General features: G+C 68.5%; 25 protein-coding genes. 13 read left to right on the top strand and 12 right to left on the bottom strand.

Annotated features, from left to right (window positions below; all coding sequences use genetic code 11):
* Nucleotides 1-3: 3 nt before the first annotated feature.
* The 5 genes from ACSQ2H_RS16820 to ACSQ2H_RS16800 form a co-directional block, all read right to left on the bottom strand.
* Complete coding sequence (locus ACSQ2H_RS16820) at nucleotides 4-984, bottom strand: NADPH:quinone oxidoreductase family protein (protein ID WP_436062532.1); 981 nt, start codon at nucleotides 982-984, stop codon at nucleotides 4-6.
* 57 nt (nucleotides 985-1041) lie between these two features.
* Nucleotides 1042-1254: a hypothetical protein gene (locus tag ACSQ2H_RS16815; protein WP_436062531.1), complete on the bottom strand. Its 213-nt coding sequence runs from the start codon at nucleotides 1252-1254 to the stop codon at nucleotides 1042-1044.
* Between the two features lie 65 nt (nucleotides 1255-1319).
* Nucleotides 1320-1829, bottom strand: a complete 510-nt coding sequence (locus ACSQ2H_RS16810; protein WP_436062530.1) for a response regulator — start codon at nucleotides 1827-1829, stop codon at nucleotides 1320-1322.
* Nucleotides 1830-1966: 137 nt separating this feature from the next.
* Nucleotides 1967-3091 (bottom strand): chorismate synthase, encoded by a 1125-nt coding sequence (aroC, locus tag ACSQ2H_RS16805; protein ID WP_436062529.1) that lies wholly within the window; start codon nucleotides 3089-3091, stop codon nucleotides 1967-1969.
* Nucleotides 3092-3124: 33 nt separating this feature from the next.
* Nucleotides 3125-3811: a DnaJ domain-containing protein gene (locus tag ACSQ2H_RS16800; RefSeq protein WP_436062528.1), complete on the bottom strand. Its 687-nt coding sequence runs from the start codon at nucleotides 3809-3811 to the stop codon at nucleotides 3125-3127.
* A gap of 97 nt (nucleotides 3812-3908) precedes the next feature.
* Here ACSQ2H_RS16800 and pdxH point away from each other — a divergent pair, with 97 nt between their 5' ends.
* Nucleotides 3909-4574, top strand: coding sequence for a pyridoxamine 5'-phosphate oxidase (pdxH, locus tag ACSQ2H_RS16795; RefSeq protein WP_436062527.1), 666 nt, complete (start codon nucleotides 3909-3911; stop codon nucleotides 4572-4574).
* The gene (locus tag ACSQ2H_RS16790; protein WP_436062526.1) at nucleotides 4571-6073 is read left to right on the top strand and encodes an AAA family ATPase; all 1503 of its coding nucleotides are present in this window, start codon (nucleotides 4571-4573) and stop codon (nucleotides 6071-6073) included. Before pdxH ends, ACSQ2H_RS16790 begins: the two co-directional genes overlap by 4 nt.
* Before the next feature lie 60 nt (nucleotides 6074-6133).
* On the opposite strand, the gene ACSQ2H_RS16785 is transcribed toward ACSQ2H_RS16790, so the two are convergent.
* The gene (locus ACSQ2H_RS16785) at nucleotides 6134-7312 is read right to left on the bottom strand and encodes an NAD(P)/FAD-dependent oxidoreductase (protein WP_436062525.1); all 1179 of its coding nucleotides are present in this window, start codon (nucleotides 7310-7312) and stop codon (nucleotides 6134-6136) included.
* 254 nt (nucleotides 7313-7566) lie between these two features.
* On the opposite strand from ACSQ2H_RS16785, the gene ACSQ2H_RS16780 reads away from it, so the two are divergent.
* The 4 genes from ACSQ2H_RS16780 to ACSQ2H_RS16765 all read left to right on the top strand — a co-directional run bounded on the left by ACSQ2H_RS16780 (nucleotide 7567) and on the right by ACSQ2H_RS16765 (nucleotide 10507).
* The gene (locus ACSQ2H_RS16780; protein WP_436062524.1) at nucleotides 7567-9411 is read left to right on the top strand and encodes a long-chain-fatty-acid--CoA ligase; all 1845 of its coding nucleotides are present in this window, start codon (nucleotides 7567-7569) and stop codon (nucleotides 9409-9411) included.
* A gap of 56 nt (nucleotides 9412-9467) precedes the next feature.
* Nucleotides 9468-9821, top strand: coding sequence for a hypothetical protein (locus ACSQ2H_RS16775; protein ID WP_436062523.1), 354 nt, complete (start codon nucleotides 9468-9470; stop codon nucleotides 9819-9821).
* Between the two features lie 272 nt (nucleotides 9822-10093).
* Nucleotides 10094-10243, top strand: coding sequence for a hypothetical protein (locus ACSQ2H_RS16770; protein WP_436062522.1), 150 nt, complete (start codon nucleotides 10094-10096; stop codon nucleotides 10241-10243).
* A gap of 3 nt (nucleotides 10244-10246) precedes the next feature.
* A complete protein-coding gene (locus ACSQ2H_RS16765; RefSeq protein ID WP_436062521.1) occupies nucleotides 10247-10507 on the top strand; it encodes a hypothetical protein in 261 nt (86 codons plus the stop codon).
* A gap of 3 nt (nucleotides 10508-10510) precedes the next feature.
* On the opposite strand, the gene ACSQ2H_RS16760 is transcribed toward ACSQ2H_RS16765, so the two are convergent.
* Nucleotides 10511-11410 (bottom strand): MBL fold metallo-hydrolase, encoded by a 900-nt coding sequence (locus tag ACSQ2H_RS16760; protein ID WP_436062520.1) that lies wholly within the window; start codon nucleotides 11408-11410, stop codon nucleotides 10511-10513.
* A 65-nt stretch (nucleotides 11411-11475) separates the two neighbouring features.
* On the opposite strand from ACSQ2H_RS16760, the gene ACSQ2H_RS16755 reads away from it, so the two are divergent.
* Nucleotides 11476-11637, top strand: coding sequence for a hypothetical protein (locus tag ACSQ2H_RS16755; protein ID WP_436062519.1), 162 nt, complete (start codon nucleotides 11476-11478; stop codon nucleotides 11635-11637).
* Between the two features lie 28 nt (nucleotides 11638-11665).
* On the opposite strand, the gene ACSQ2H_RS16750 is transcribed toward ACSQ2H_RS16755, so the two are convergent.
* Nucleotides 11666-12415: an SDR family oxidoreductase gene (locus tag ACSQ2H_RS16750; RefSeq protein ID WP_436062518.1), complete on the bottom strand. Its 750-nt coding sequence runs from the start codon at nucleotides 12413-12415 to the stop codon at nucleotides 11666-11668.
* Nucleotides 12399-13022 (bottom strand): TetR-like C-terminal domain-containing protein, encoded by a 624-nt coding sequence (locus ACSQ2H_RS16745; RefSeq protein ID WP_436062517.1) that lies wholly within the window; start codon nucleotides 13020-13022, stop codon nucleotides 12399-12401. Before ACSQ2H_RS16745 ends, ACSQ2H_RS16750 begins: the two co-directional genes overlap by 17 nt.
* Before the next feature lie 184 nt (nucleotides 13023-13206).
* Between ACSQ2H_RS16745 and ACSQ2H_RS16740 the strand changes: the two genes are divergently transcribed.
* Entirely contained in the window at nucleotides 13207-13818 is a 612-nt protein-coding gene (locus tag ACSQ2H_RS16740) for a PEPxxWA-CTERM sorting domain-containing protein (protein WP_436062516.1), read from the top strand.
* Nucleotides 13819-13887: 69 nt separating this feature from the next.
* Here the strand turns inward: ACSQ2H_RS16740 and ACSQ2H_RS16735 are convergent, their stop codons facing one another.
* Entirely contained in the window at nucleotides 13888-14298 is a 411-nt protein-coding gene (locus ACSQ2H_RS16735; RefSeq protein WP_436062515.1) for a TIGR01244 family sulfur transferase, read from the bottom strand.
* Between the two features lie 105 nt (nucleotides 14299-14403).
* Between ACSQ2H_RS16735 and oppB the strand changes: the two genes are divergently transcribed.
* Together oppB and ACSQ2H_RS16725 are read left to right on the top strand one after the other, a co-directional pair.
* Nucleotides 14404-15327, top strand: a complete 924-nt coding sequence (gene oppB / locus ACSQ2H_RS16730) for an oligopeptide ABC transporter permease OppB (protein WP_436062514.1) — start codon at nucleotides 14404-14406, stop codon at nucleotides 15325-15327.
* Nucleotides 15324-16223, top strand: a complete 900-nt coding sequence (locus tag ACSQ2H_RS16725; protein ID WP_436062513.1) for an ABC transporter permease — start codon at nucleotides 15324-15326, stop codon at nucleotides 16221-16223. Before oppB ends, ACSQ2H_RS16725 begins: the two co-directional genes overlap by 4 nt.
* A gap of 5 nt (nucleotides 16224-16228) precedes the next feature.
* On the opposite strand, the gene ACSQ2H_RS16720 is transcribed toward ACSQ2H_RS16725, so the two are convergent.
* Nucleotides 16229-16774, bottom strand: coding sequence for a hypothetical protein (locus tag ACSQ2H_RS16720; RefSeq protein WP_436062512.1), 546 nt, complete (start codon nucleotides 16772-16774; stop codon nucleotides 16229-16231).
* A 9-nt stretch (nucleotides 16775-16783) separates the two neighbouring features.
* On the opposite strand from ACSQ2H_RS16720, the gene ACSQ2H_RS16715 reads away from it, so the two are divergent.
* From ACSQ2H_RS16715 to ACSQ2H_RS16705, 3 genes are all read left to right on the top strand, one after another.
* Nucleotides 16784-18460 (top strand): peptide ABC transporter substrate-binding protein, encoded by a 1677-nt coding sequence (locus tag ACSQ2H_RS16715; protein ID WP_436062511.1) that lies wholly within the window; start codon nucleotides 16784-16786, stop codon nucleotides 18458-18460.
* A gap of 222 nt (nucleotides 18461-18682) precedes the next feature.
* On the top strand, nucleotides 18683-21661 hold the full coding sequence (locus ACSQ2H_RS16710) for a TonB-dependent receptor domain-containing protein (protein ID WP_436062510.1): 2979 nt from the start codon (nucleotides 18683-18685) through the stop codon (nucleotides 21659-21661).
* A 179-nt stretch (nucleotides 21662-21840) separates the two neighbouring features.
* Entirely contained in the window at nucleotides 21841-22875 is a 1035-nt protein-coding gene (locus tag ACSQ2H_RS16705; protein WP_436062509.1) for an aspartyl protease family protein, read from the top strand.
* A gap of 4 nt (nucleotides 22876-22879) precedes the next feature.
* Here ACSQ2H_RS16705 and sppA read toward each other — a convergent pair whose 3' ends face one another.
* Entirely contained in the window at nucleotides 22880-24655 is a 1776-nt protein-coding gene (gene sppA, locus ACSQ2H_RS16700; protein ID WP_436062508.1) for a signal peptide peptidase SppA, read from the bottom strand.
* Nucleotides 24656-24880: the final 225 nt, after the last annotated feature.

Genomic DNA, 24880 nt, shown 5'->3' with positions numbered 1-24880 from the left:
GCCTCAGAGGTCGGCGACTTCGAGCACCGTCTTGCCGACCCCCTGGCCGGTCAGCGCGAACTCCAGCGCCTGCGCGAACGCGTCGAGCGCAAAGGCCTGGCCGCGCGGCGGCGCTAGCCGCCCGTCGGCGGCCCAGTCCAGCAGGCGGTCGAGGTGGGCGCGGGCCAGTTCGGGCTCCAGCAGCATGAACTGACGCACGTCGACGCCGACCAGGGCCGCGCCCTTCATCAGCGGCAGGTTGGCGGGCAGGGCGGGGATCGGTCCCCCGACGAACCCCAGCACCAGGTGGCGTCCGCGCCAGCTCAGCGAGCGGAACGCCGGTTCGAACAGCGGGCCGCAGACGGGATCGAACACGACATCCGGGCCGCGTCCGCCGCCGGCCGCCTTCAGTCGCTCGCGCCAGCCGTCGGGGGCCGTGTCCAGCACCTCGTCGGCTCCCAGATCGCGGCAGAAGTCGCGCTTGGCCTCGGTGGAGGCCGCCGCGATCACCCGCGCGCCCAGCAGCTTGGCGACCTGCAGTCCGGCCGCGCCGAGCCCGCCGGCCGCGCCCAGCACCACCACGGTCTCGCCAGCCTGCAGGTTCGCCCGGTCGGCCAGGGCGTGCAGGGCGGTGACGTAGTTGATGTGGAAGCCGGCGGCCTGGGCGAACGCCAGGCGCTCGGGGATCGCGCGGACGGCGGCGGCGGGCGCCAGGGCCTGCTGCGCGAACCCGCCGCGCACGTTGGCCATCACCCGCTCGCCGGGCGCCAGGCCGACAACGCCGGGGCCGACCTTGGCCACGCGGCCCGCCGCTTCCTGGCCCGGTGTGTGCGGCAGCGGCGGTTTGACCTGGTAGCGGCCGAGCGCCACCAGCGCATCGACATAGCCGACGCCGCAGGCGGCGACGTCGATCAGCACCTCGCCCGGGCCCGGCTCGAGCGGATCGGCGTCGATGATCCGATAGTCGTCGATCGACGACAGACTGGTCGCCTGAACCCTGCGCATGGACGTCTCCCTCGAGCGGCGATCCTGGGATCGCTGACGCCGGGGCAGTCCAGGGCGCTACTTGCGCTTGTCGTCCTTGTCGTCGCCGTCGGGGATGATCGCGCCGACCGCCATGCCGGCGCCCTTGGCGGTGACGCCGACGGCCGCGCCGGTGACGCCGACCGCGGTGCCGACCACCGCCCCGGTGGCGGCGACCGCCAGGCAGCCCGACAGCGTCAGGGCCGCGCCCGCCAGCAGCGACAGCTGGGCGAGAAGGCGAAGGGCGGGCATGCAAGGGTTCTCCGACAGGGACGCTGCCTGCCTAGCGGGCGAAGATCACCAAATGGTGGCGACCGCTAGAGCTCGAGGGCGCGGACGTTGCGGTGGTCGCCCGCCCGCCGCCAGGGGCCCTCGAAGCTGGGATCGCTGCGCCGGCGCCGGTCGGGACCGAAGTAGTCGTCGGTGCGGATGAACGGGCGGGCGTGGTCGACCACCTGGGCCAGCCGCTCGATCACGCCGCGGGCGGTGATCGGCTTGCCCATGAACTCGTTGACCCCGGCGTCGCGCGCCTCTTGCAGCCGCTTCATCGTCGCGTGTCCGGTGATCATGATCACCGGGAGCATCGGGCCGGGGCTGTCGGGGTGGGTCCGCAGCGAGCGCACGAACTCGATGCCGTTCATCGGCTCCATGGCCAGGTCGGTCAGCACGATGTCGACGGCGTGGTTGCGCAGCGCGGCCAGGCCCTCGACCCCGTCGCTGGCCTCGACGGTTTGGGTGATGCCGAGCGCCCGCAGGATCTGCGCCAGCAGCAGGCGCGTGTGCTTGTTGTCGTCGACGATCAGGACCTTGAGGCGATCGAGGCGCACGTTCACCGCGCTGACTAGGGGGCCGAATCGCGACGATGCATTCCGCGACAACAGCTGATTAGCTGCGCGAAAGTTGCACGGTCAATGCCATAAAACGGCGATTTGCGAGTGTCGAAATTCCGACGCTCGTCCAAACGTCAACGGCGCTCGGAACCGCCCGGAACATAGGCGCCGCCGCCGGTCTGAGCTCGATGGCGGAGGAAGGCGTCGGCCAGCACGCAGGCGGTCATCGCCTCGACGACCGGCACGGCGCGGATGCCGACGCACGGGTCGTGCCGGCCCTTGGTGCGCAGTTCCACTTCCTCGCCGGCCTCGTTGAGGCTGCGGCGCGGGGTGAGGATCGAGGAGGTCGGCTTGAACGCCACGCGGGCGACGACCGGCGCGCCGGACGAGATGCCGCCCAGGATGCCGCCGGCGCTGTTGGACAGGAACAGCGGCTCGCCGTCATTGCCCATCCGCATCTCGTCGGCGTTCTCCTCGCCGGAGAACGCGGCCGAAGCGAAGCCGGCGCCGATCTCCACGCCCTTCGAGGCGTTGATCGACATCAGCGCCGCGGCCAGTTCGGCGTCGAGCTTGCCATAGACCGGCGCGCCCCAGCCGGCGGGGACGCCGAGCGCCTCTACCTCGACGATCGCGCCGGTCGAGGAGCCGGCCTTGCGGACCTTTTCCAGGTGCTCTTCCCAGACCGGCACGGTCGACGCGTCCGGGCACCAGAAGCCGTTCTCGTGGCGCTGATCCCAGTCGAAGCGGCTGTGGTCGATGGCGTGCGGGCCGATCTGCACCACGGCGGCGCGGATGGTGACGCCCTCGATGATCTTGCGCGCAACGGCGCCGGCCGCCACGCGCGCGGCAGTCTCGCGCGCTGAGGCCCTGCCGCCGCCGCGATAGTCGCGCACGCCGTACTTGGCGAAATATGTGTAGTCGGCATGGCCCGGCCGGAACTGGGTGGCGATCTCGCCATAGTCGCGCGAGCGTTGGTCGACATTCTCGATCAGCATCGAGATCGGCGTGCCGGTGGTCACCTGGCCGTCGGTGCGCTCGTCCTGGAACACGCCCGACAGGATCTTCACCGCGTCCGGCTCCTGGCGCTGGGTGACGAACTTGCCCTGGCCGGGACGGCGCTGGTCCAGCCACACCTGCACCTCTTCGGCGGTCAGGCCGATGCCCGGAGGGCACCCGTCCACGACGCAGCCCAGCGCCGGTCCATGGCTCTCGCCCCAGGTGGTCACGCGAAACAGATGGCCGAAGGTGTTGTGCGACATGGCGGCGTTCTTAAAGCCGGCTTGGGCTCAAGGCTAGGCCGCCCAGGCGGCGGCGAACCGGCGGCGCAGGGTGCGCGTGGCGGTGTCGGTGGTGCGGGTCTGCTCGGTCAGGCGCAGGAAGAGATGGCCCTGGGGGTGATCTCCCCGCGCCGGCAGTCCCTGGCCGGCCAGCCGCACCAGTCCGCGTTCGCCGACCTTCTTGGTGATCCAGACGACCCGACGGCCTAGCGGGGTGTCCACCGCCACCCGGCCGCCCTGGGCCAGGACGTGCGGGTGCAGCGGCGTGGTGACCCACAGGTCGTGGCCGCGGACCATGATCTGCGCATCGCCGCGCACGGCGATCTCGAACATGTCGGCGCCGGCCCGCAGCACGTCGCCCGAGCGCAGGCCGGCGGGCAGGGTGATCTTCAGGCTGCGCTGGTCGGCGGTTTCCTTCAGCACGACGCCGCCGTTCAGCGACAGCAGCGGCGTGATCGGCAGGATCCTGTCGTCCTGGGCGGTTTTCCTGACGGTGGCGGGCGGCTGGATGACGCCGCTGGTCGGGATCGGTTCGCTGAGCAGGCGGTAGGCCTCGACCACCTCGCGGAACCGCTCGGCGTCGCCGCCGGGCCGGTCGGGGTGGGCGCTCTTGGCCGCTTCACGGAACGCGCGACGCAGTTCGGCGGCCGTGGCCCCTGACGCGACGCCCAGCACGGCGCGCGCCCGCTTCCTGTCCAGCATGGGTGACTTGGGCGCGGCCATCCGGCGACTGTGGACGGCCCATGGTCAACGGCGCGTTAAGCATGGCAAGCGCGCGCCAAGGCGCTATATCGGCGATATGAGCGACAAGGCCGCAATTCCCCCCTCGCCCAGCGAGGACGACTACGTCCGCCAGGTGACCGCGGCCGAGCCGCCGCCGCTGCTGTCGGCGCAGGACCCGTTCGAGCTGTTCGCCGAATGGATGAAGGAGGCGACCGCCAAAGAGCCGAACGATCCCAACGGCATGGCCCTGGCCACTGTCGACGAGACCGGCATGCCCGACGTGCGCATGGTGCTGCTCAAGGACGCCGGCCCGGACGGCTTCGTGTTCTACACCAATCTCGGCAGCGCCAAGGGCCGCCAGCTGGCCGCCAGTCCGAAGGCCGCGCTGCTGTTTCACTGGAAGTCGCTGCGCCGCCAGGTGCGGGTCCGCGGCGTGGTCGAACCGGTGACGCCGGAGGAGGCCGACGCCTACTTCGCCACCCGCGCCCGTCCGGCCCAGATCGGCGCCTGGGCCTCGGAGCAGTCGCAGCAGCTGCCCGACCGCCTGGCCCTGGAAAAGCGCATCGCCGAGATCGGCCTGAAGTTCGGCCTCGGCAAGGTGCCGCGGCCGCCGCACTGGTCCGGTTTCCGCGTGAAGCCCGAGGCCATCGAGTTCTGGCGCGACCGGCCGTTCCGCCTGCACGAGCGCCTCGTCTTCGACCGCGTGGGGGAGGGCTGGACCACCCAGCGCCTCTATCCTTGACCGACGCCGAAGAGGCCGAAGTCGTCGCCTGGCTGGAAGGCGAGGCGCAGACCAAGATCGAGACCGGCTGCGCCTGGGTGTTCCTGGCCGGCGACACCGCCTTCAAGGTCAAGAAGCGGGTCGATCTGGGCTTCCTCGACTACTCGACCTTGGACCTGCGGCACTGGGCGCTGGAGCGTGAGCTGCGCTTCAACCGCGCCGCCACCTCGGACATCTACCGCGCCGTGCGGACCATCACCCGCAAGAGCGGCGGCGGCCTGGAGCTCGACGGCCCCGGCGCGGTGGTCGAGTACGCCCTGGAGATGCGCCGCTTCGACGAGAGCTTCGTGCTCGCCGCCCGGCCCTGGGCGGTCGACGGCCCGCTGGCCGAGGCCATGGGCCGCGAGGTCGCCTCCGTCCACGCCAAGGCCGAGCTGCGCCCGCAGGGCGGCGGCGGCAAGGCGCTGAAGTACACGATCGACTCCAACGCCAAGCTGCTGCGCGAACTGGCGCCCAAGCTCGGCGAGACCCGCGTCGAGGCGCTGATCGCCGCCACCGACGCTGAGTTCTTCCGCCGCGAGGGCCTGCTGAACGCGCGCCGCGACGCCGGCTTCGCGCGCCTGTGCCACGCCGACCTGCATCTCGGGAACATCCTGCTGGAGGACGGCCGGCCGGTGCTGTTCGACTGCATCGAATTCAACGACATCCTCTCGGACATCGATGTCCAGTACGACCTGGCCTTCCTGCTGATGGACCTCGACTTCCGCCGTCGCCGCGACGCCGCCGTGCGGGTGCTGTCGGCCTATATCGACGAGGGCCGTCGCCACTTCGGCCCCGACCTGCTCGACGGCCTCGCCGCCCTGCCGCTGATGATGTCGGTCCGCGCCGGGGTGCGCGCCCACGTCCAGGCCCACAGCGCGGACCTGGAAGGCGCCAGCGCCTATCTCGACGCCGGCTTGGCGCACCTGTCGCCGCCGCCGCCGAAGCTGACCGCGGTCGGCGGGCTGTCCGGTTCGGGCAAGTCGACCTTCGCGCGGCTGATCGCGCCGGGCCTGGGCGCTTCGCCGGGCGCCGTGGTCCTTCGCACCGACGAGATCCGCAAGCGCCTGCTGGGCGTTGCGCCCGATGCTTCGCTGCCGGCCAGTGTCTATTCCCCCGCCTTCTACCAGGAGGTCTACGACACCCTGTTGGCCGAGGCCCGCGCCCTGCTGGACGCCGGCCGCGCCGTGGTGGTCGATGCGACCTTCATCCAGCCCGAACTGCGCGGACGGGCGCAGGAGCTAGCCCGCCAGGCCGGCGTGCCGTTCCACGGCGTCTGGCTGGAGGCCGCCCCCGAAGTCCTGGCCCAGCGCATCGAGGGGCGGGAAGGGGACGCCTCCGACGCCACCGTCGCGACCCTGCGCATGCAGCTGGACCGCGACGTCGGCCCGATCGACTGGATCCGCGTCGACGCGTCGGGACCGGCCCAGGACGCGGCCGAAGCCTGGTCGATCCAGCACGGCGGTTCGCCGCTGCCTTAGGCGTTCTCAATTGCTCGCGCCGATCCACCTCCCCCGGAAGGGGAGGAACTGAATCCGTCGTCAGACCGCCTGCCCGGCCACCCAGCCCGACGACCAGGCCCACTGGAAATTGTAGCCGCCCAGCCAGCCGGTCACGTCGACCACCTCGCCGATGAAGTAGAGCCCGGGCACGGACTTGGCCTGCATGGTCTTGGACTCCAGGCCGTTGGTGTCCACCCCGCCCAGCGTGACTTCGGCCGTCCGGTAGCCCTCCGAGCCGACCGGCTTGACGCTCCAGGCGTTCACCGCCGTGGCGATGCGGCCGATGGCCTTGTCCGACAGGTCGCCGGCGTTGGCCGGGGCGGCGGCCTCGTCCAGGATCATCTGCGCCAGCCGGCGCGGCAGGTGCTCGGACAGCACCGTGATCGCCGCCTGCTTGCCGCGGGTCTGGCGGGCGGTCTTCAAGGTCGCGGCGATGTCGACGCCCGGGGCCATGTCGAGCGTGATCGCCTGGCCCTCGCGCCAATAGGACGAGATCTGCAGGATCGACGGGCCCGACAGCCCGCGGTGGGTGAACAGCATCGCCTCGGCGAACCTGGTCTTGCCGCAGGAGACCACGGCGTCGACCGCCACCCCGGCGAGCGGCTTCAGCCGCTCCAGCATCCCGACCTCGAAGGTCAGCGGCACCAGGGCCGGGCGGGTCTCGACGATGTTCAGCCCGAACTGCCGGGCGATGTCGTAGCCGAAGCCGGTGGCGCCCATCTTCGGGATCGACTTGCCGCCGCTGGCGATCACCAGCGCCTCGCAGGCGACCGGCCCGCCGCTGGTCTCCAGCGAGAACCCGGCGTCCTCCTGCTCGACCCGCTCGACGGTGGTCTTCAGCCGCAAGGTCACGCCGGCCTGGCGCATCGCGCCGGTCAGCATGGCGATGATCTCCTTGGCCGAGTTGTCGCAGAACAGCTGGCCGAGGGTCTTCTCGTGATAGGCGATCCCCTCACGCTCGATCCAGGCGATGAAGTCCTTGGCGGTGTAGCGGCGCAGCGCCGAGATCGCGAAGTGCGGGTTGGCCGAGATGAAGTTGGCCGGGCCTGCGTTGATGTTGGTGAAGTTGCAGCGGCCGCCGCCGGAGATGCGGATCTTCTCGCCGGGCGCGTCGGCATGGTCGATCACCAGCACCTTGCGCCCGCGCTTGCCGGCCTCGATGGCGCACATCATGCCCGCCGCCCCGGCGCCGATCACCACGACGTCGAACTGATCCACCTGGGTCCTCGCAACTTGCGTGAAGGAAAGTCGGCCCTTCGATAGGACCGGCCCCCGGAAGTCAACCGGCGGTTCGCCGCGCTTCCTCTTCGAGCAGGCGCCACGTCGCGGCCCCTATTCTTGCGCAAAACACCATGCCGCAGCGTGGTTTGGCCACAAGCCCCTGTTCACCGAGCCGCGTTGCGTTAAGGACTTGGTGAATCTAGCTTGCGCCAGCCCCAGAGAGGGCGGCGTCGTCGGGAGGAAGTAAGAGTATGCAAGGTTTGATGCAGGACTGGCCGCTGACGGTCGACAAGATCCTCGACCACGCCAAGGCCTGGCACGGCGGCCGCGAGGTCGTCAGCCGTTCGGTCGAGGGGCCGATCGTCCGCACCACCTACGCTGCGATCCACGAGCGCGCCAAGCGCGTGTCGAATGCGCTCAAGGCGCTGGGCGTGGCGCCCGGCGACCGCGTCGCCACCCTGGCCTGGAACACCGGCCGCCACATCGAGGCCTGGTACGGCATCATGGGCATCGGCGCGGTGTGCCACACCCTGAACCCGCGCCTGTTCGCCGAGCAGCTCGTCTACATCATCAACCACGCCGACGATAAGGTCATCTTCACCGACCTGACCTTCCTGCCGATCCTGGCCTCGATCCGCGACCAGATCCCCGGCGTGAAGCACTTCGTGGTCTTCTCCGACGAGGCTCACCTCGGCGACCAGCTGCCCGGCGCCCTGGCTTATGAGAGCCTGGTCGAACAGGCCTCGGCCGACGTGACCTGGGGCGGCTTCGACGAGAACACCGCCGCGGGCCTCTGCTACACCTCGGGCACGACCGGCAATCCGAAGGGCGTGCTCTACTCGCACCGCTCGAACTTCCTGCACACCCTGGTGACCATGGGCGGCGACGTGCTCGGCATCCGCGCCACCGACACCGTGCTGCCGGTGGTGCCGATGTTCCACGCCAACGCCTGGGGCCTGGCCTTCTCAGCCCCGGCGGTCGGCGCCAAGCTGGTCATGCCGGGCCAGAAGCTGGACGGCGCTTCGGTGCACGAGCTGCTGGAGACCGAGGGCGTCACCTTCTCGGCCGCCGTGCCGACCGTCTGGCAGATGCTGCTGCAGCACCTGCGCGCCACCAAGAGCCAGCTGACCACCCTCAAGCGCGTCGTCATCGGCGGCTCGGCGGTGCCCGAGAGCATCGTGCGCGGCTTCCGCGACGAGTTCGGCGTCGACGTCACCCACGCCTGGGGCATGACCGAGACCTCGCCGCTCGGCACCCAGGCCACGCCGAACGCCGCCATCGCCGCCATGGACGCCGAGGCCCAGCTGCAGTTCAAGCTGAAGCAGGGTCGCGCCCCGCTCGGCATCGAGCTCAAGCTGGTCGACGACGAGGAGAAGGACCTGCCGCACGACGGCGCCACCTTCGGCCGCCTCAAGGTCGCCGGCCCGTTCGTGGTCGGCCAGTACTTCAAGTCCGAGGGTGGAAACATCCTCGACGAGGCCGGCTTCTTCGACACCGGCGACGTCGCCACCCTCGACGAGCATGGCTTCATGCAGATCACCGACCGCGCCAAGGACGTGATCAAGTCGGGCGGCGAGTGGATCTCCTCGATCGAGATCGAGAACATCGCCGCCGGCCACCCGAAGGCCGAAATCGCCGCTGTCATCGGCGTCGCCCACCCCAAGTGGGACGAGCGCCCGCTGTTGCTGGTCAAGCTGAAGGCCGGCGAGGAGGCCACCAAGGAAGAGTTCCTGCAGTTCCTCGAGGGCAAGATCGCCAAGTGGTGGACGCCCGACGACGTGGCCTTCGTCGACGAGATCCCGCTCGGCGCCACCGGCAAGATCGACAAGAAGCTGATCCGCGACCGGATGAAGGACTATGTCCTGCCGACCGCGGCCACCGGCGGCGCCGCGGCCCTGGCCGTCTCGCCGGAGCCGAAGATCTACGCGCCCGAGCCCGCGGCCCAGGCGCCGGACGACGGATCCTGGCTGCAGTGGACGCCGGGCCCCGATCAGGCGGTCGATCGCGCCGCGTCGCCCCCGCGTACGGTTCCGACGGCCAAACCGCAGCCGCCGGAGGCCCCGGCGGACGCCGTGCGCCCTTTTCGGCGGAGCTGACTGCGTCTGAGCCGGCTATCGCGCCGGCTCAGGGGCGGCCGGCTGCGTCCGTTCTGGTGCGTCAGCCGGCCGTCTCGCACGGCTTCGCCGATCTTTATCTGAATGGCGCGACCCTGATCGCCCTGGCGCCGGCCTGTCTGGTCGCCGTCGGGGTGATCGCGCCCAAGCTCGGCCTGATGAGCGAGGGCGTCGGGGTCGGGCTCGTGGCCATGGAGTGGGCGCCGCACGTCGCCCTGGCCAGCGTCGCCGGCGGCTTCTTCGCCGCGCTGGTCGCCATGCTGGCCGGCTTCTCGCGGTTCTGGCTGCGCGCGCTGCTGGTGCTGGCGATCACCACTGCGACCCTGTTCGCCTATGTCTGGGACCGCGAAGTGCGTCAGCCCGCCGCCGAGGCGCAGGTCACGCTCCGCTGAGGCGGAGCTGGCGCCCCCAGGCGACCCGACCTTCCGGGCGCGGTCCAGCGCTTCCGTAATTGCGTCTGGCGTGAAGTCCCTAATTTCGCTACAAGCCGCAATCGAAGATCGCTTTTGGTTCGGTTGTTCTCATCGCTTTTTCTTGAAGAAGCGACCCGGGCCGACCTCAACCTTCTCCGAAAATTTGGTCAGGTGTCCCGTGCGGGGCGCGCGAAAACTTGCGCCTGAAAGACGATGGTTCAGGCCCGCAAGTAATCACTACAGGAGCATCGATGGCGAGGAAGCCGAATTACCAGTTCGAGCGCATGGAGCGCGAACGCCAGAAGGCCAACAAGGTCGCCGCCAAGGCGGCTGAAAAGCGCGAAGAGCGCGAACGCGCGCGGGCGGCGTCGTCGCCGCAGCCCCCGGAAGAGGACGAGTAGCCCATGTCGACCAGCGTCGTTTACAGCCACGAGACGGTCAGCCTCGACGGGCAGGTCTTCTCCGGCTGCGAGTTCCTCAAGTCCCGACTGATCTACGCCGGCGGCGAGCCGCCGATCTTCGACAACTGCCGTTTCCAGGACTGCGAGTGGCGGTTCGACGGCCCGGCCGGCAACACGCTCGCCTACCTCAAGAACCTGTGGGGCGCGGGCGAGAAGGCCTCGGTCCAGGCCGCCATCAAGGAAATCACCGGCGTCGCGCGCTGACGCTCACCCCGCCAGCCGGTAGTCGCTGTCCAAGCCCGGGTCGCGGTCGTCGGAGACGACGACGCCGCGACGGGTGAGGTCGATCATGTGGCCCAGCACCGAGCGCGCCGCCGCCGGCCACAGCCGCTTGTCGACCTCGGCGTAGAGCACCGGCACCATGTCCTTGATCCGGCCATGGCCTTCGCCGACAGCCTTCAGCACCTGCGCTTCGCGGGCGCGGCGGTGGGCGATGTAGGCCTCGATGAACGGGCCGACCTCCAGCACCGGCGGACCGTGGGTCGGCCACAGGATGTCGAAGTTCCGGTCCTTCACCAGGTCCAGGCTTTCCATGTAGGCGGTCATGTCGCCGTCCGGCGGCGAGACCACCGTCGTCGACCAGCCCATGATGTGGTCGCCGGAGAACAACGCGTTCTCCTCCTTCAGGGCGAAGCAGATGTGGTTGGAGGTGTGCCCCGGGGTGGCGATCGCCTCCAGCGTCCAGCCCGGCCCTTCGAAGATCGCCCCGCCGCCGCAGATGTCGATGTCCGGGGTGAACGAAAGGTCGTGCCCGGCCTCGGTGATCACCGTCGAGTCCCCGGCCTTCGCGCCCACCGCGCAGCCGTAGATCTTCGCGCCGGTCTTCTCCTGCAGCGGGCCGGCGAGCGGCGAGTGGTCGGAATGGTGGTGCGTCACCAGGATGTGGGTGACCGTCTCGCCCTCCAGCGCCGCCATCAGCGCGTCGAGGTGCTCGGGCATGTCGGGACCGGGGTCGATGACCGCCACCTGGCCCTTGCCGATGATGTAGGTGCCGGTGCCCAGATAAGTGAACGGACCGGGGTTGTTGGCCACCACCCGGCGGATCAGCGGCGAGACCTGGTCGCAGGCGCCGTACTCGAACTGAATCTCACGAACATAAGGGATCATCGAAAAGTCCTTCGGCGGCGCCCGTCTTGCTGTCTTGCCCTCGAACTTGGGGTGCGAGGTCGGTCATGGCGACGGACACGGCGATTTATGTATCAAAACGGCTTCAGAGGGTGGCCTTCGCGCTGCTCTGTCTCGTCGCGGCCCAGCTGGTGCTGGCCGTCGCGAGTTGCGAACCCGAGCAGGTAGCCATGGGCGCCGCCCGGGTGCAACTCGATCAGACGCCATAGGCCAAGCTAGCGGTGGAAACTCGGCCCCCTAGCCTCGGCGCATGATCCGCTCGCCGAGGCCGGGAGCGACGCGCATCAGGATCGGCAGCAGCTTGGCGCGGTCGACATAGACCTCGCGTCGGCCGGCCAGGATCGCGTCCACCACCTCGTCGGCCGCTTCGGTCGGGGTGATCTTTCCCTGGCCGCGGCCGGCGGTCATGTCGGTGTCGACCAGGGCCATCACCGCTTCGATCACCTGCACGTTCGGCGCGCCATCCTCGCATTGATAGCGCAGCGCCTTGGTGAAGCTGCGCACCGCCGCCTTGGTCGCGCAATAGACCGGCGAGGAGGTCTTGGGCGCGAGGGCCAGGCCGCTGGTCACATTGACGATGGCCGCCGAGGGCTGGCGGCGCAGATGCTCCAGTAGGCCGGTCGAGATCGCCACCACCGCGTCCAGGTTCAGGCTGATCTCGCGGCGCAGGGCCGGGCGCAGCGTCTCGACGTCGTCGGCCAGGAAGTCGGTCAGCGTCTGGGCGCCGGCGTTGTTGACCACCACCGACAGCTCCGGATGTCGGCGGGGCAAGTCGCGGACGAAGGCGTCGGTCTGCTGCGGATCGGAAAGATCGACGGGCCAGGCCGTGACCCGGCGCGGATGCTGCGCGTGCAGCCGGGCCAGCCGCTCGCCGTCGCGGCCGGCGGCGATCACCACCGCCCCCTCGGCCAGGAAGCGGCGGGTCAGCGCCAAGCCGATGCCGCGCGCCCCGCCGGTGACCAGGATCGTCCTATCTCGCAGCTGCATGGCGGGCGTCCTTGTCGGCAGGCCCGAATACCTGGCGGACCAGGGCGCGGGCGGTGGAGGGATCGGGCGGGACCTGCAGCACCAGCAGCTGGAAGAACGGCGCCCCCAGCAGCAGGTCGAGCAGCAGGCCGGTGTCGGCGTCGGCCGGCGCCAGGCCCTGGCGCTTGGCCTCTTCGACGAGGCCGCGCAGGGGGCCGTGCTCGCGGGCGCCCTGGGTGACCTCCGTCATGGCCCGCGCGAGTTCCGGTTCGTGGGCCGCATGGGAGATCACTGCGCGGATCGCGCCGCCGAGCGGGCCCTCGGCGAACGCGGCCATCTTGGCGGCCAGCACGCCGGCGATGTCCTCACGAACATCGCCGGTCCGGGCCGGGGCGGCGTGGGCCTGGCGCAGGCCGTGCTGGATGGCCTGCGCGAACAGCGCCGGCTTGCTCGGCCAGCGGCGATAGACGGTCGCCTTGCTGGCGCGGGCGGCCGCGGCGATGTCGGCCGTGCTGGTTCCGGCATAGCCGCGCTCGGCCAGCAGCCGCAGCGTCGCGGCGAGGATTGCGGCGGTGGCCTCCTCGTCGCGCGGACGTCCGGGGCCGGTGGGCAGGGTATCGGTACTCATGGGTACCAGATTGTCGGCGCAATTAAGTACCGTCAAGTACCCATTTGCGTCCCGCAACGGGCGTCCTGGCTGGCACGGCTCCTGCTTGCACCCGTCCGACGCGAGTAGGTTTCGCCCCAGACGGGTCGAAACGGGACGGGCGAAATCAGCGGCCGCAGCGGCCGCACAGTTGGGGCTTGAGACTATGAAGAAGCTGATTGCGGGCGCGATCGCCGCCGGAACCCTGATGTTCGGCCTGCCGGCCGCGGCCGCCGTGACGGTGGCCGACTTCCGTTCGGAGTCCCACCTGCCGGACTACAGCTCCAGCGGCGGCAAGCTCTACCAGAACACCGGGGCGGTGCTCGGCGCCGGCGACGAGCTGGACGGCGGCGACTTCGTCTCCAATCCGTCGGGTTGGGGCGGCGGCGTTGTGTTCGTCGACTGGGACGCGGTGACCAACATCCTCACCCTGCGCTCGCAGGACACCTGGGACTTCCAGACCTACAGCCTGGCGATCAGCAACGTCCTGTTCAGTAGCGCCCAGACGATCACCGGCATTTCCCTGCTGAGCAACAATCTCACCGACTCCGGCGTCACGCCGACGCTCGGCTTCACGGGCAACTCGATCAACATCGGCTACGCTCGGCCTGAGCTGTTCAACTTCACCGGCGGCACGGCCACCTTCCAGGTCACCCTCGGCGACGTCGGCAGCGCCGTGCCCGAGCCGGCCACCTGGGCGATGATGATCATCGGCTTCGGCGCGGTCGGCAGCGCGGTCCGTTCGTCGCGTCGCCGCAGCGCCTTCATGGCGGCCTAAGGGCTCGCCATCTCGCGAACCACAAGGGCCCGCTCCCGTCGCCGGGGGCGGGCCTCTTCGTGTCCGGGTCTAGCGCGGGAAAGCGCCCGACAGGTCATAGCCGGCCTGGGCGCCCAGCTCGACGAGCTCGTCGGCCGAACGTTCGTCGGCCTGGAACTGGCCCAGCGACCAGGTGACGATCGAGCGCGTGCCCGAGCGGCAGAAGGCCAGCACTGGCCCGCCGGCGGCCTCGACGGCGCGATAGTTGGCCTCGACCTGGTCGGGGGTGGGGCCGCCGCGCACCGGGATGTGCACGTATTCGAGGCCCGCGGCCTTGGCCGCCGCCTCGATCTCGGCGCTGGTCGGCTGGGTGGGGTCCTCGCCGTCCGGTCGGTTGTTGATCACCAGCTTGAAGCCCTGGGCCGCCGCGCTCGCCAGGTCGGCGGTCGAGATCTGGGGGGCGACCGAAAGCTGGTCGGTGACGCGTCGAAAGTCAGTCATCTGCAATACCGCTAGGAGGGGAGGGGGCGATCGTTTGACATCATCGGGGGCCGGTGAAAGTTTCGCAACGCCCGGCCGACAATCGGCCGTCACCTTGAGCCCCTGATGTTTCGCTTCATCGGCCGCCGACTGCTGGTGGCCATCCCGACCCTGTTCCTGGTGGTGACCGTCGCATTCTTCATGATGCGCGCCGCCCCCGGCAGCCCGTTCGACATGGACCGCAAGCTCTCGCCCGAGATCGAGCGGAACGTCATGGCCAAGTACGGCATGGATAAGCCGCTGCACGAGCAGTACTTCAACTATCTCCGCGACGTGACTCGCGGCGATTTCGGCCCGTCGCTGAAGTACAAGGACAAGTCCGTCCTGCAGATCCTGCAGGAGAACTACAAGGTCAGCCTGATCCTCGGCTTGTCGGCGATTCTCCTGGCCAGCGTGGTCGGGGTGACCCTGGGGGTGCTGGCCGCCCTGCGGCAGAACAAGCTCGTCGACTACGGGGTGATGGCGGTGGCCATCATCGGGGTCTGCATCCCGACTTTCGTCACGGCGCCGCTGCTCGTGCTGATATTCGGATCGAAATTGCAGCTTCTGCCTTCTGGCGGTTGGAACGGCGGGGCGCTCGCAAACCTGATATTGCCGGTAGCGGTGCTGGCCCTGCCGCAGATCGCGATCATCTCGCGCCTGACGCGGGCCGGCATGATCGAGGTGCTGCGCTCGAACTACATCCGCACCGCCCGCGCTAAGGGGTTGCCGGAACACAGGATTGTCGGAAAACACGCCCTGCGCGCGGCGATCCTGCCGCTGGTCAGCTATCTCGGCCCGGCCTGCGCGGGCCTGCTTACCGGCAGCTTGGTGGTGGAAAAGATCTTTAACCTGCCGGGACTGGGCAAGTTTTTCGTCATTTCGGCGCTCCAGCGCGACTACACCGTGGTCATGGGCATGGTGATTTTCTACGCCGCCCTGATCCTCGTCCTGAACCTGATCGCCGACCTGCTCTATGCGGCGCTTGATCCCCGCGTGAGGCTGTCGTGATCCTGGCTCCCGGTTCGCGCGCCGGCGCGCAAGTCATGGAAAAGGCTGTCAAAGGCCGCAGCCTGTGGGACGACGCGCTGCGCCGCCTGTTCCGCAACTGGGCGGCGGTCAGCGGCATGTCGGTGCTGGCGGTGCTGGTGCTGGTCGCCATCGTCGGCCCGCACCTGGTCCCGTTCAGCTACGACCAGATCAACAAGGACGACGTCTGGGCCCCGCCGCTGACCGCCGGCCACCTGCTGGGCGCCGACTCCCTGGGCCGCGACCTGCTGGCCAGACTCCTTATGGGGCTTAGGGTTTCGCTGGCCATCGGGCTGGTGGCGACGCTGGTGTCGCTGGTCATCGGCATCACCTGGGGCGCGGTCGCCGGCTATGTCGGCGGGGCGCTGGACGAGATCATGATGCGCGTCGTCGACGTGCTCTACTCGCTGCCCTTCATCTTCTTCGTAATCCTGCTGATGGTGACCTTCGGCTCGAACATCATCCTGATCTTCATCGCCATCGGCGCGGTCGAGTGGCTGACCATGAGCCGCATCGTCCGCGGCCAGACGCTCGGCTTGAAGCACAAGGAGTTCGTGGAGGCCGCGCGGGCCGCGGGCCTCAGCCAAGGCGGCATCATCTCGCGCCACATCATCCCCAACCTGCTGGGGCCGGTCGTGGTCTATGTGACCCTGACGATACCTGCCGTTATCCTGGCCGAGAGCTTCCTGAGCTTCCTGGGCCTTGGCGTTCAGCCGCCCATGGCCTCGCTCGGCACGCTGATCGCGGGCGGGGCGCAGGACATGGAACTGGCTCCCTGGCTGCTGATCTTCCCCGCCCTGACCATGGTCGTGACGCTGATGAGCTTCAACTTCATCGGCGACGGCCTTCGGGACGCGATCGACCCGAAGGACCGCTGAGCCTTCTAGCGCAGGCGCTTGGCGCGGGCGCCCGATTGGCCGTCGACGCTGAGGAAGTAGCCGCCGACGCCGCCTTTGCGGACTTCGACCTTGCTGCCCTTCTTCGGCGTCCGGCCGAGATCGGCGGCGTCGTAGTACTGCCAGATCGCGCCGCCGGTCAGCTCGAAGACCCACTTGCCGTCGCCGCCGCGATAGGCGCGCTCGACGGTGTCTTCGATGCGGTTGGCTTCCTCGGGCGTCGCCTCGGCCTTGTTGAACATGTCCAGGGTCGGCAGGCTGAGGCCGAAAGCCTGCTTGCGAGCGGCCTTGGCCTGCTCACGATCGACGACGACGATGTCGCCCTTCTTTTCGGCGGTGTCGATCGCGCCGGCGGCGGCGTCGTAGCAGGCCAGGCGCTCGGTCGGGTCGCTCTTGGTCTTGCAGTCGAGCAGAGATTGCAGCACCGCGGCGCGACCTTCGGGCTTGGCCTGGGCGGCGGCCTGACCCGAGGCGGCGAGGGCGGCCAGCAGCGCGATGGCGGTCAGCTTTGAGCGCGTAGGAAAGTGTGTCATCCGTGACCCATGGTTTCGACGTCCCGCATTGATAGGGCGCTCCGGGCGCTCGGCAATACGCTGATCCTGGCGACTGCAGCCTTTTCCATCGCCGCCTGCGCGCCCAAGGGGCCTTCGCGGCCGCCGTGCCCGGAGGGGCAGGTCTGCATCCAGGCGGGCAACGTCTCCGAGCCGGTGACCCTCGACCCGCACAAGTCCACCGGCACCTGGGAAGACCGCATCATCTCCAACCTGCTGATCGGGCTCACAGACTCCGACGAAAAGGGCGAAGCGGTTCCCGGCATGGCCGAGCGCTGGGAGACCAGCCCCGACGGCCTGGTGTGGACCTTCTATCTGCGCGACGCGAACTGGTCGGACGGCGTGCCGGTGACGGCGGACGATTTCGTCTATTCGCTGCGGCGCATCCTGCTGCCCGAGACGGCGTCGGAGTACGCCTCGGTCCTCTACCTCATCAAGAACGCCCAGGCGGTGAACGAGGGGAAGGCGCCCAAGGAGGCGCTCGGGGTGCGGGCGATATCGCCGAAGGTGCTCGAGATCACCCTGAACCATCCGGCTCCGTACCTGCCGGAACTCGCCAAGCACCACACCATGTCGCCGCTGCCCAAGCACCTGCTCGACAAGGTCGGCGAGAAGTGGGTGCAGCCCGGCACCTATCTGTCGAACGGCCCCTACATCGTCACCGACTGGAAGCTCGGCGACTATGTGCGGCTGGTGAAGAACCCGCGCTTCTACGAGGCCGACAAGGTCTGCGTCGATCAGATCTACCTCTATCCGACCCCGGACGCGGCCATGGCCGAGCGCCGGGTGGCGCGCGGCGAACTGGATATGAACGCCGACATCCAGTCGAACCGCATCGCCTTCCTGCGCGAGACCATGCCGGGCTACGTGCGCACCCACACCTTCCTGGGCGTGACCTACCTGGCGTTCAACTCGAACGTCCCGGCCTTCAAGGACAAGCGCGTGCGGCAGGCGCTGAACATGTCGATCGACCGCGACTTCATCACCCAGAAGCTGCTGCGTGGCGGGCAGACGGCGGCCTATACCTTCGTGCCGCCGGGCGTCGCCAACTACAAGCCCGCGCAGCCGCCGGCCTGGGCAGCCTGGCCGCTCGAGAAGCGCCAGGCTGAGGCACGCCGTCTGTTGGCCGAGGCCGGCTACGGCCCCAACAACCCGCTGCGCTTCGAGATCAAGCACCGCAACACGCCTGATCCGATGCTGTTCATGCCTGCCATCCAGGCGGACTGGAAGGAGATCGGGGTCGATGCGCGCCTGGTGCAGAACGAAGCCCAGATCGCCTATGCGGCCTTCCGTTCGCGCGATTTCGACGTCGCCGACGCCGCCTGGATCGCCGACTACAACGACGCCATGAGCTTCCTCTACCTGCAGCAGTCGGCGACCGGCCCGCAAAATTATGGCGACTATCGCAATCCGGCCTACGACGCCCTGCTCGCCAAGGCCGACGCCGAAGTCGACGCTCAGGTCCGCGCCGGCTACCTCGCCCAGGCCGAGGCGTTGATGCTCGATGATGCGCCGGTTGCGCCTATCTACTTCTACGTGAACAAGAATCTCGTCTCGCCGAAGGTCACCGGTTTCGTCGACAACCTCGTCGACCAGCATCGCGCGCGTTACTGGTGTGTCGCTAAAGGCACGCCGGCGCCGGCGAATTCCGTTACGCCGAAAGGGTAAAATCGTGCGCGACAGCGCCGCTCGGGCACAATCTGTGACCAGAATGCGACAGGTTGGCGTCCACAACATTGCGGGCGGCTAAACTGCGTTGACCCTCTAGCTGTAAGCCCCGTAACTCCAAGGTAACCGGGTTCGAATTCGAATCCGGGACCGAACCTTTTGTGGGGAGCGGGATCGCCACCGTCTGGGTGGGCGGGCCGCTGGAGGATCTAGACCTTGAAAATGACTACGCAACGTGGACGCCTGCTGGCGTCGTCGATGATTTGCGGAATCGTCGCTCTCGGCGCCGGCCAAGCGGTCGCCCAAGAGTCGGAAGTTTCCGAAATCGTCGTCACCGGCTCGCGCATTCCGCAGCCGAACCTGACCAGCGTCAGCCCGGTCCAAGTCGTCGGTTCGCAAGAAGTCACCCTGGGCGGCCGTCCGGTCACCGCCGACTTCCTGAACCAATTGCCGCAAATCTCGCAGAACGCTGCGACTGGCCTGTCGTCGACCTCGAACCCGCTGTCGGGTCCGGGCGGCGTCGCCACTATCGACCTGCGCGGTCTGGGCCAAACCCGCACCCTGGTGCTGGTCGACGGCCGTCGCCTGGGCATCGGCGACCCGAACACCGGCAACCCGAACCCTTCGCCCGACATCAACCAGATCCCGAGCCAGCTGATCGAGCGCGTTGACGTTCTGACCGGCGGCGCTTCGGCGACCTACGGTTCGGACGCCATCGCCGGCGTCGTGAACTTCGTTATGAAGCGCGACTTCGAAGGTCTGCAGATCGATGGCAACTGGGGCATCTATCAGCACAACCAGCACAACGAATTCGTCCAGAGCCTGCTCGGCCCGCGCCAAGTCGCCAAGCCGAAGGAAAACACCTGGGACGGCGCGTCGCGTGACCTGAGCATCGTCTACGGCGCGAACACCGAAGACGGCCGCGGCAACGTCACCGCCTTCTTCACCTACCACGACCAAGAGCCGGTCACCCAAGGCAAGCGCGACTGGTCGGCCTGTCAGGTCGTCGCCTCGGCCGCTGGCGTCGCCAGCTGCGCCGGTTCGCCGAACTCGAACCAGTGGTTCCGCGCTGACGGCCAAGGCGGCCAACTCGCCGTTGTCGGCAACCAATTCGTTCCGTGGAGCGACAGCGCGCGTACGACGCCGCCGCCGTTCTTCAACTCGAACGAGTACTCGTACCTGATGCAGCAGAGCACGCGTTACACCGCGGGCTTCTTCGCCAAGTACGACGTGAACGATAACTTCAAGCTGTACTCCGACTTCTCGTTCATGAACGACCGCACGAACGTGCAGATCGCGCCGACCGGCCTGTTCCAAGGCAGCGGCCCGTCTGCGACGAGCGGCTTCCTGATCAACTGTAACAACCCGTTCATGAGCGCCCAGCAACAGGGCGCCATCGGCTGTACGCCGGCCGACGTCGCTGCTGGCAACGACGTCGACATGTACATCGGTCGCCGGAACATCGAAGGCGGCGGTCGTAACGGCTTCTACGAGCACCAGAACTACCGCGTCGTCCTGGGTTCGCGCGGCGAGATCGCCGGTCCGTGGACCTACGACCTGTACGGTTCGTACTACTACACCAGCCTGTACCAAGCCTCGCAGAACTACCTCTCGATCTCCAAGATCCAGAAGGCCCTGCAAGTCGTTCAGACGCCGAACGGCCCGGCTTGTATCGACCAGTCGGACGGCTGCGTGCCGTTCAACATCTTCCAAGACGGCGGCGTGACCTCGGAAGCCCTGGCTTACCTGGACATCCAGGGCACCTCGCGCGGCGCGGTCAGCCAGCGGATCGTCGAAGGCACCATCACCGGCGACCTGGGCGAATACGGCGTGAAGTCTCCGTGGGCCAACGACAGCGTGGCGGTCAACTTCGGCTTCCAGACCCGTCGTGAGCACCTGGAATACGCCCCTGACGTCGCTCAGCTAGACGGCGATCTGTCGGGCGCCGGCGGCGCTTCGGTGAAAATCGACGAGAGCATCGCGGTGACCGAAGGGTTCGGCGAAGCCCGGATCCCGCTGATTCAGGACATGGCCTGGGCCAAGGATGTCGTCCTCGACCTCGGCTACCGCTACTCGGACTACTCGACCGGCATCACCGCGGACACCTACAAGGTGGCTCTGCAGTGGGCGCCGACCGACGACATCCGTTTCCGCGCGTCGTACAACCAAGCCATTCGTGCGCCGAACCTGCTCGAGCTCTACACCCCGCAGTCGGTGACCAACACCAGCCAGGTGTCGGTCGACCCCTGCGCCCAGGGCGCTCCGACCCCGGCCAGCCTCGCGGCCTGCCTGAACACCGGCATCACCGCGGCCCAGTACCTGAACATTCCGCAGTGCCCCTCGGGTCAGTGCTCGGTCCTGCAAGGCGGTAACCCGGAACTGAAGTCGGAAGAAGCCAAGACCTTCTCGGTCGGCTTCACCCTGACCCCGACCTTCCTTTCGGGCCTGACCGCCAGCCTGGACTACTTCACGATCGACCTCGAAGGCACGATCGGGAACATCCCGCTGGGCGTGATCATGCAACGCTGCCTGCAGACCGGCGACGAAGCGTTCTGCTCGCAGATCGTTCGTAACCCGATCAACGGCGCTCTGTTCGGCGACGACGTCGCCGCCGGCGGCTACATTAACGGCGCCAACGTCAACGTCGGTGCTGGCACCACGTCGGGCGTCGACGTCCAGGTCAACTACAACCTGCCGATCGAAATGATCGGTCTGGAAGACTACGGCCGCGTCTCGGTCGCCCTGAACGGCGCCTACCTGATCGAGAGCACCACCATCCCGCTGCCGGGCGATCCGGAATACGACTGTGCCGGCCTCTTCGGCCCGCAGTGCCAGACCGTGAACCCGAAGTGGCGTCACCAGCTGCGCGTCAACTGGACCACTCCGTGGGACATGACGTTCTCGGCCGCCTGGCGCTACATCGGCGAAGTGAAGCTGGAAACCGACACTCAGGAGCCGACTATCGGCACCGGTTCGCAGAACGCGTTCAACCACACCCTGCCGGCTCGCAGCTACCTCGACCTGTCGGGCGTGTGGAACATCAACGACACCTTCACGGTGCGCGCTGGTATCAACAACATTCTCGACCAAGACCCGCCGCTGGTGAACTCGCGTATCGCCGGCACCGGTCTGCCGAACACCTACCCGACCTACGATCTGCTGGGTCGCAAGATGTTCATCGGCTTCACGGCCAACTTCTAAGACGCATTCCCGTAAGGGGAGGCGAAGGGCGGCGGAGCAATCCGCCGCCCTTTTTCTTTGTGCGGATGTCGGTCGCTTGTGCGGCGGAATTGGACGCGGCCGCCCTGGACAGGCCCTCGGCCCACCCACAATTCCTATACAGTGTTGGATGTCCGGCCACGGACGCGCGGGAGGATCGGGTGCAGTCTTTTGACAGGCGGACGGTCGGGCTGAGCCTGTTGGCGCTGTCGGGGTGCGCCGCTCGGCCGCCGGTGATGATCAACATGTCTGGCGTGGGGCCGCCGCCGCCAGCGCCTGGAGACGACGACGGCGCAAACCTCACGACTGACGCCGACATGTCTGGGCGGGTGACCGCACCCGTGCGGATCAACGGGCAGGGGCCGTTCGATTTCGTCGTCGATACCGGCGCCAACCGCACCGTCATCACGCGAGAGCTCGCGGCCAAGCTCGGGTTGCCTGACGCGGGCCCGGCCGACGTCCACGGCGTCGCCGGGGTCGAGCCAGCAAACACGGTCACCATCGATCTGCTGGAGGTCGACGCCGTCGCCACCCGCGCCATCCGGGCGCCGACGCTCGGGCGCGAGCGCCTCGGCGCGGACGGCCTGCTGGGCGTCGACGTGCTGCGCGGCCGCCGCGTGACCGTCGACTTCCTGCACAACGAGTTTCGGATCACGCCGTCCCGCGGGCCCGGCGCGCCGGTGTCCCGTCTGGGGATGAGCGCCTCGGCCGCCAGTCGCTTGCCCAATAGCGACGAGGTTTCGTCACGGCAGGTTGTGGTGCCGGCCCGTTATCGGTTCGGACAGTTGATCATCGTCGGCGCCGACGTTGCCGGGCGACCGGTGACGGCGTTTCTGGACTCAGGTTCGCAAAGCACGGTGGGCAATGAGGCGCTGCGCAAGCTTGTCATCGGGACGCAGGAGCTGGGGGCGCCCCGCTATCTCGTGCCGGTGCTGAGCGCCACCGGCCAGACCGCCCAGGGCGAGCTGGCGGTGCTGCCGCTGCTGCGGATCGGCGGGCTGGACGTCATGCGGCTGACCACCGTGTTCGCCGACCTGCACGTCTTCGACATCTGGGACCTGAAGGCCAAGCCCAGTCTGCTGATCGGCGCCGACGCGATGCGCCAGTTCGACGCGATCACCCTCGACTATGGGCGCCGGCAGGTGATCTTCACCCTACCGGCCGGCAACTCGCGGCGGCGACGGCCCTTAACCTGAGCCTTCACTTCACCGGCGTCGGCGACAGGACCATGGCGCCCTGGCTGCGCATCCGCTCCTGGGCCATGTTGTCCAACAGACCCTTGGCGCGCGGGTCACCGAAGATCCAGGCCGCGGCCGCCAGTGTCCGGGCCGAGTTCGCCGATACGCCGAGCGCGCCTTCGAGGGCCTGGAACGGCGAAACCTGGGTGGTCATCCGCTTCAGGCGCACGTCGCCCTGCAGCCCGGCCAGGGCCTTGGCCTTGTCGACCGCCTGGTAGAAGCCGCCGACCTCGTCGACGAGGCCGATCTCACGGGCCTGGGCGCCCGTCCAGACGCGGCCTTTGGCGATCTCGCGGACACGTTCGGGCGGCAGCTTGCGGCCCTCGGCGACACGATCGACGAAGTTCCCGTAGATGCGGTCCATCCAACCGGAGAAGGCGGCGCGCTGGGCCTGGTTCATCTCGCCGCCCGTGCCGAAGGCCCCGGCGTATTCGCCGCCCACCCCGACCTGGCGGATGTCGATACCAAAGCGTTCGAGGGCGGGACCGAGGGCGAACTTGCCGCCGAACACCCCGATCGATCCGGTCAGGGTGGTCGGGTGCGCGACGATCGCCGAGGCCTCGCTGGACACCCAGTACCCGCCCGACGCGGCATAGGTGCCCATTGAGACGACGACCGGCTTCTTGGCGGCCTTGGCGGCGCGCACAGCGGCGAGGATCTGCTCGGACGCGGTGTCCGACCCGCCGGGGGAGGAGACGCGGAAGACGATGGCCTTCACGTCCTTGTCCTCGATGGCGTCGTAGAGCGCTTCGGCGATGTCGTCGGAGTACATGGCCGAGGACGAGGAGAACGGATTGGCCGTGCCGTCGTGGCCGGTGACGATGGCGCCTTCGCCCTCGACGACTGCGATCGCCGGGCCCGGCCGCGGCACGCGCTCGCGGCTGGAGCGCATGTACTTCTCGAACTCGACCAGTTCGGCGCCCTTGCCGGCCTTGGCGAGCACGGCGGTCTCGGCGTCCTTCACCTGGCCGACCTTGTCGATCAGCTTCAGCTTGAGGGCGTCCTCGGCGATGTAGGGGCCCGCCTCGAGGTTCGTGCGCAGGACCTGCGGCGTCTGCTTGCGGTCCGTGGCGGCGTTCACCAGCGTCGAGCCGTAGACCGAGCCCATCCAGGAGAGCTGGGCCTCACGGTGCGGCGCGGTGTAATCGCTGTAGAGGTACGGGTTGACCGCGTTCTTGAACTCGTAGCGTTGCTCGTAGTCGGCCTTGACGCCGTACTTGTCGAAGAAGCGCTTGAAGAACACGTCCTCGGAGGCCAGTCCGGTGGCCTGCAGCGAGGCGCCGGGCTGCATCCAGAACTCGTCGGCCGCCGCCCCCAGCATGTAGGTCGAGGTGATCACGCCCGAGGGGTAGAGCCCCTGGCTGTGGGCGATGACGGGCTTGCCCGAGGCGCGGAACTTCTTGAGCGCCAGGCGGATCTCGTCGGCCGCCGCCGGCGGCATCCCGCCCTCCGGCAGGCGCACCAGCACGGCCTTGACCTTGCCGTCTTTGCCGGCCCGGTCGAGCGTCTCGATCACCGACATGACCGACATCGAACGGCGGCCGATCGACGCGAACGGATTGACCGGGTCCTGGTCGGTCAGCGGGTCGCGCAGGTCGAGCGCCAGCACGGTCTGAGCCGGCGTCGGCGCCGGCTTGGCGGCCCCGGCGGCCATCACGATCAGCAGGAACGGAACGCCGATCAGAAACAGCACCAGGCCCGCGAAGACGCCGGCCATGGTGAGGAGGAATTGCTTCATTGGGAGGTCGCCAGGGAGGGAGTGTTCGACGCACAGGCTACATGCGCACGCGTTGCGTTCAAATGAAGACCTTGTCAGGACTTGGCGGACGCGCGCTGCCGCCAGGTAACGGGCAAATTCATCCCTGGGAACGGCGATATGAATCGCTTTCTTGCCGGGCCGAGCCTAACTGGACGCATTCGGGGAACGGGCAAGGCTCGTCCCGTCAGTCCAGTGACGAGTATC

The sequence above is a fragment of the Phenylobacterium sp. LjRoot97 genome, from assembly GCF_964254345.1.
Classification (GTDB): Bacteria; Pseudomonadota; Alphaproteobacteria; order Caulobacterales; family Caulobacteraceae; genus Phenylobacterium.
Note: the sequence above shows the minus strand (reverse complement) of the source record. Positions and strands in the feature narration are given on the sequence as shown.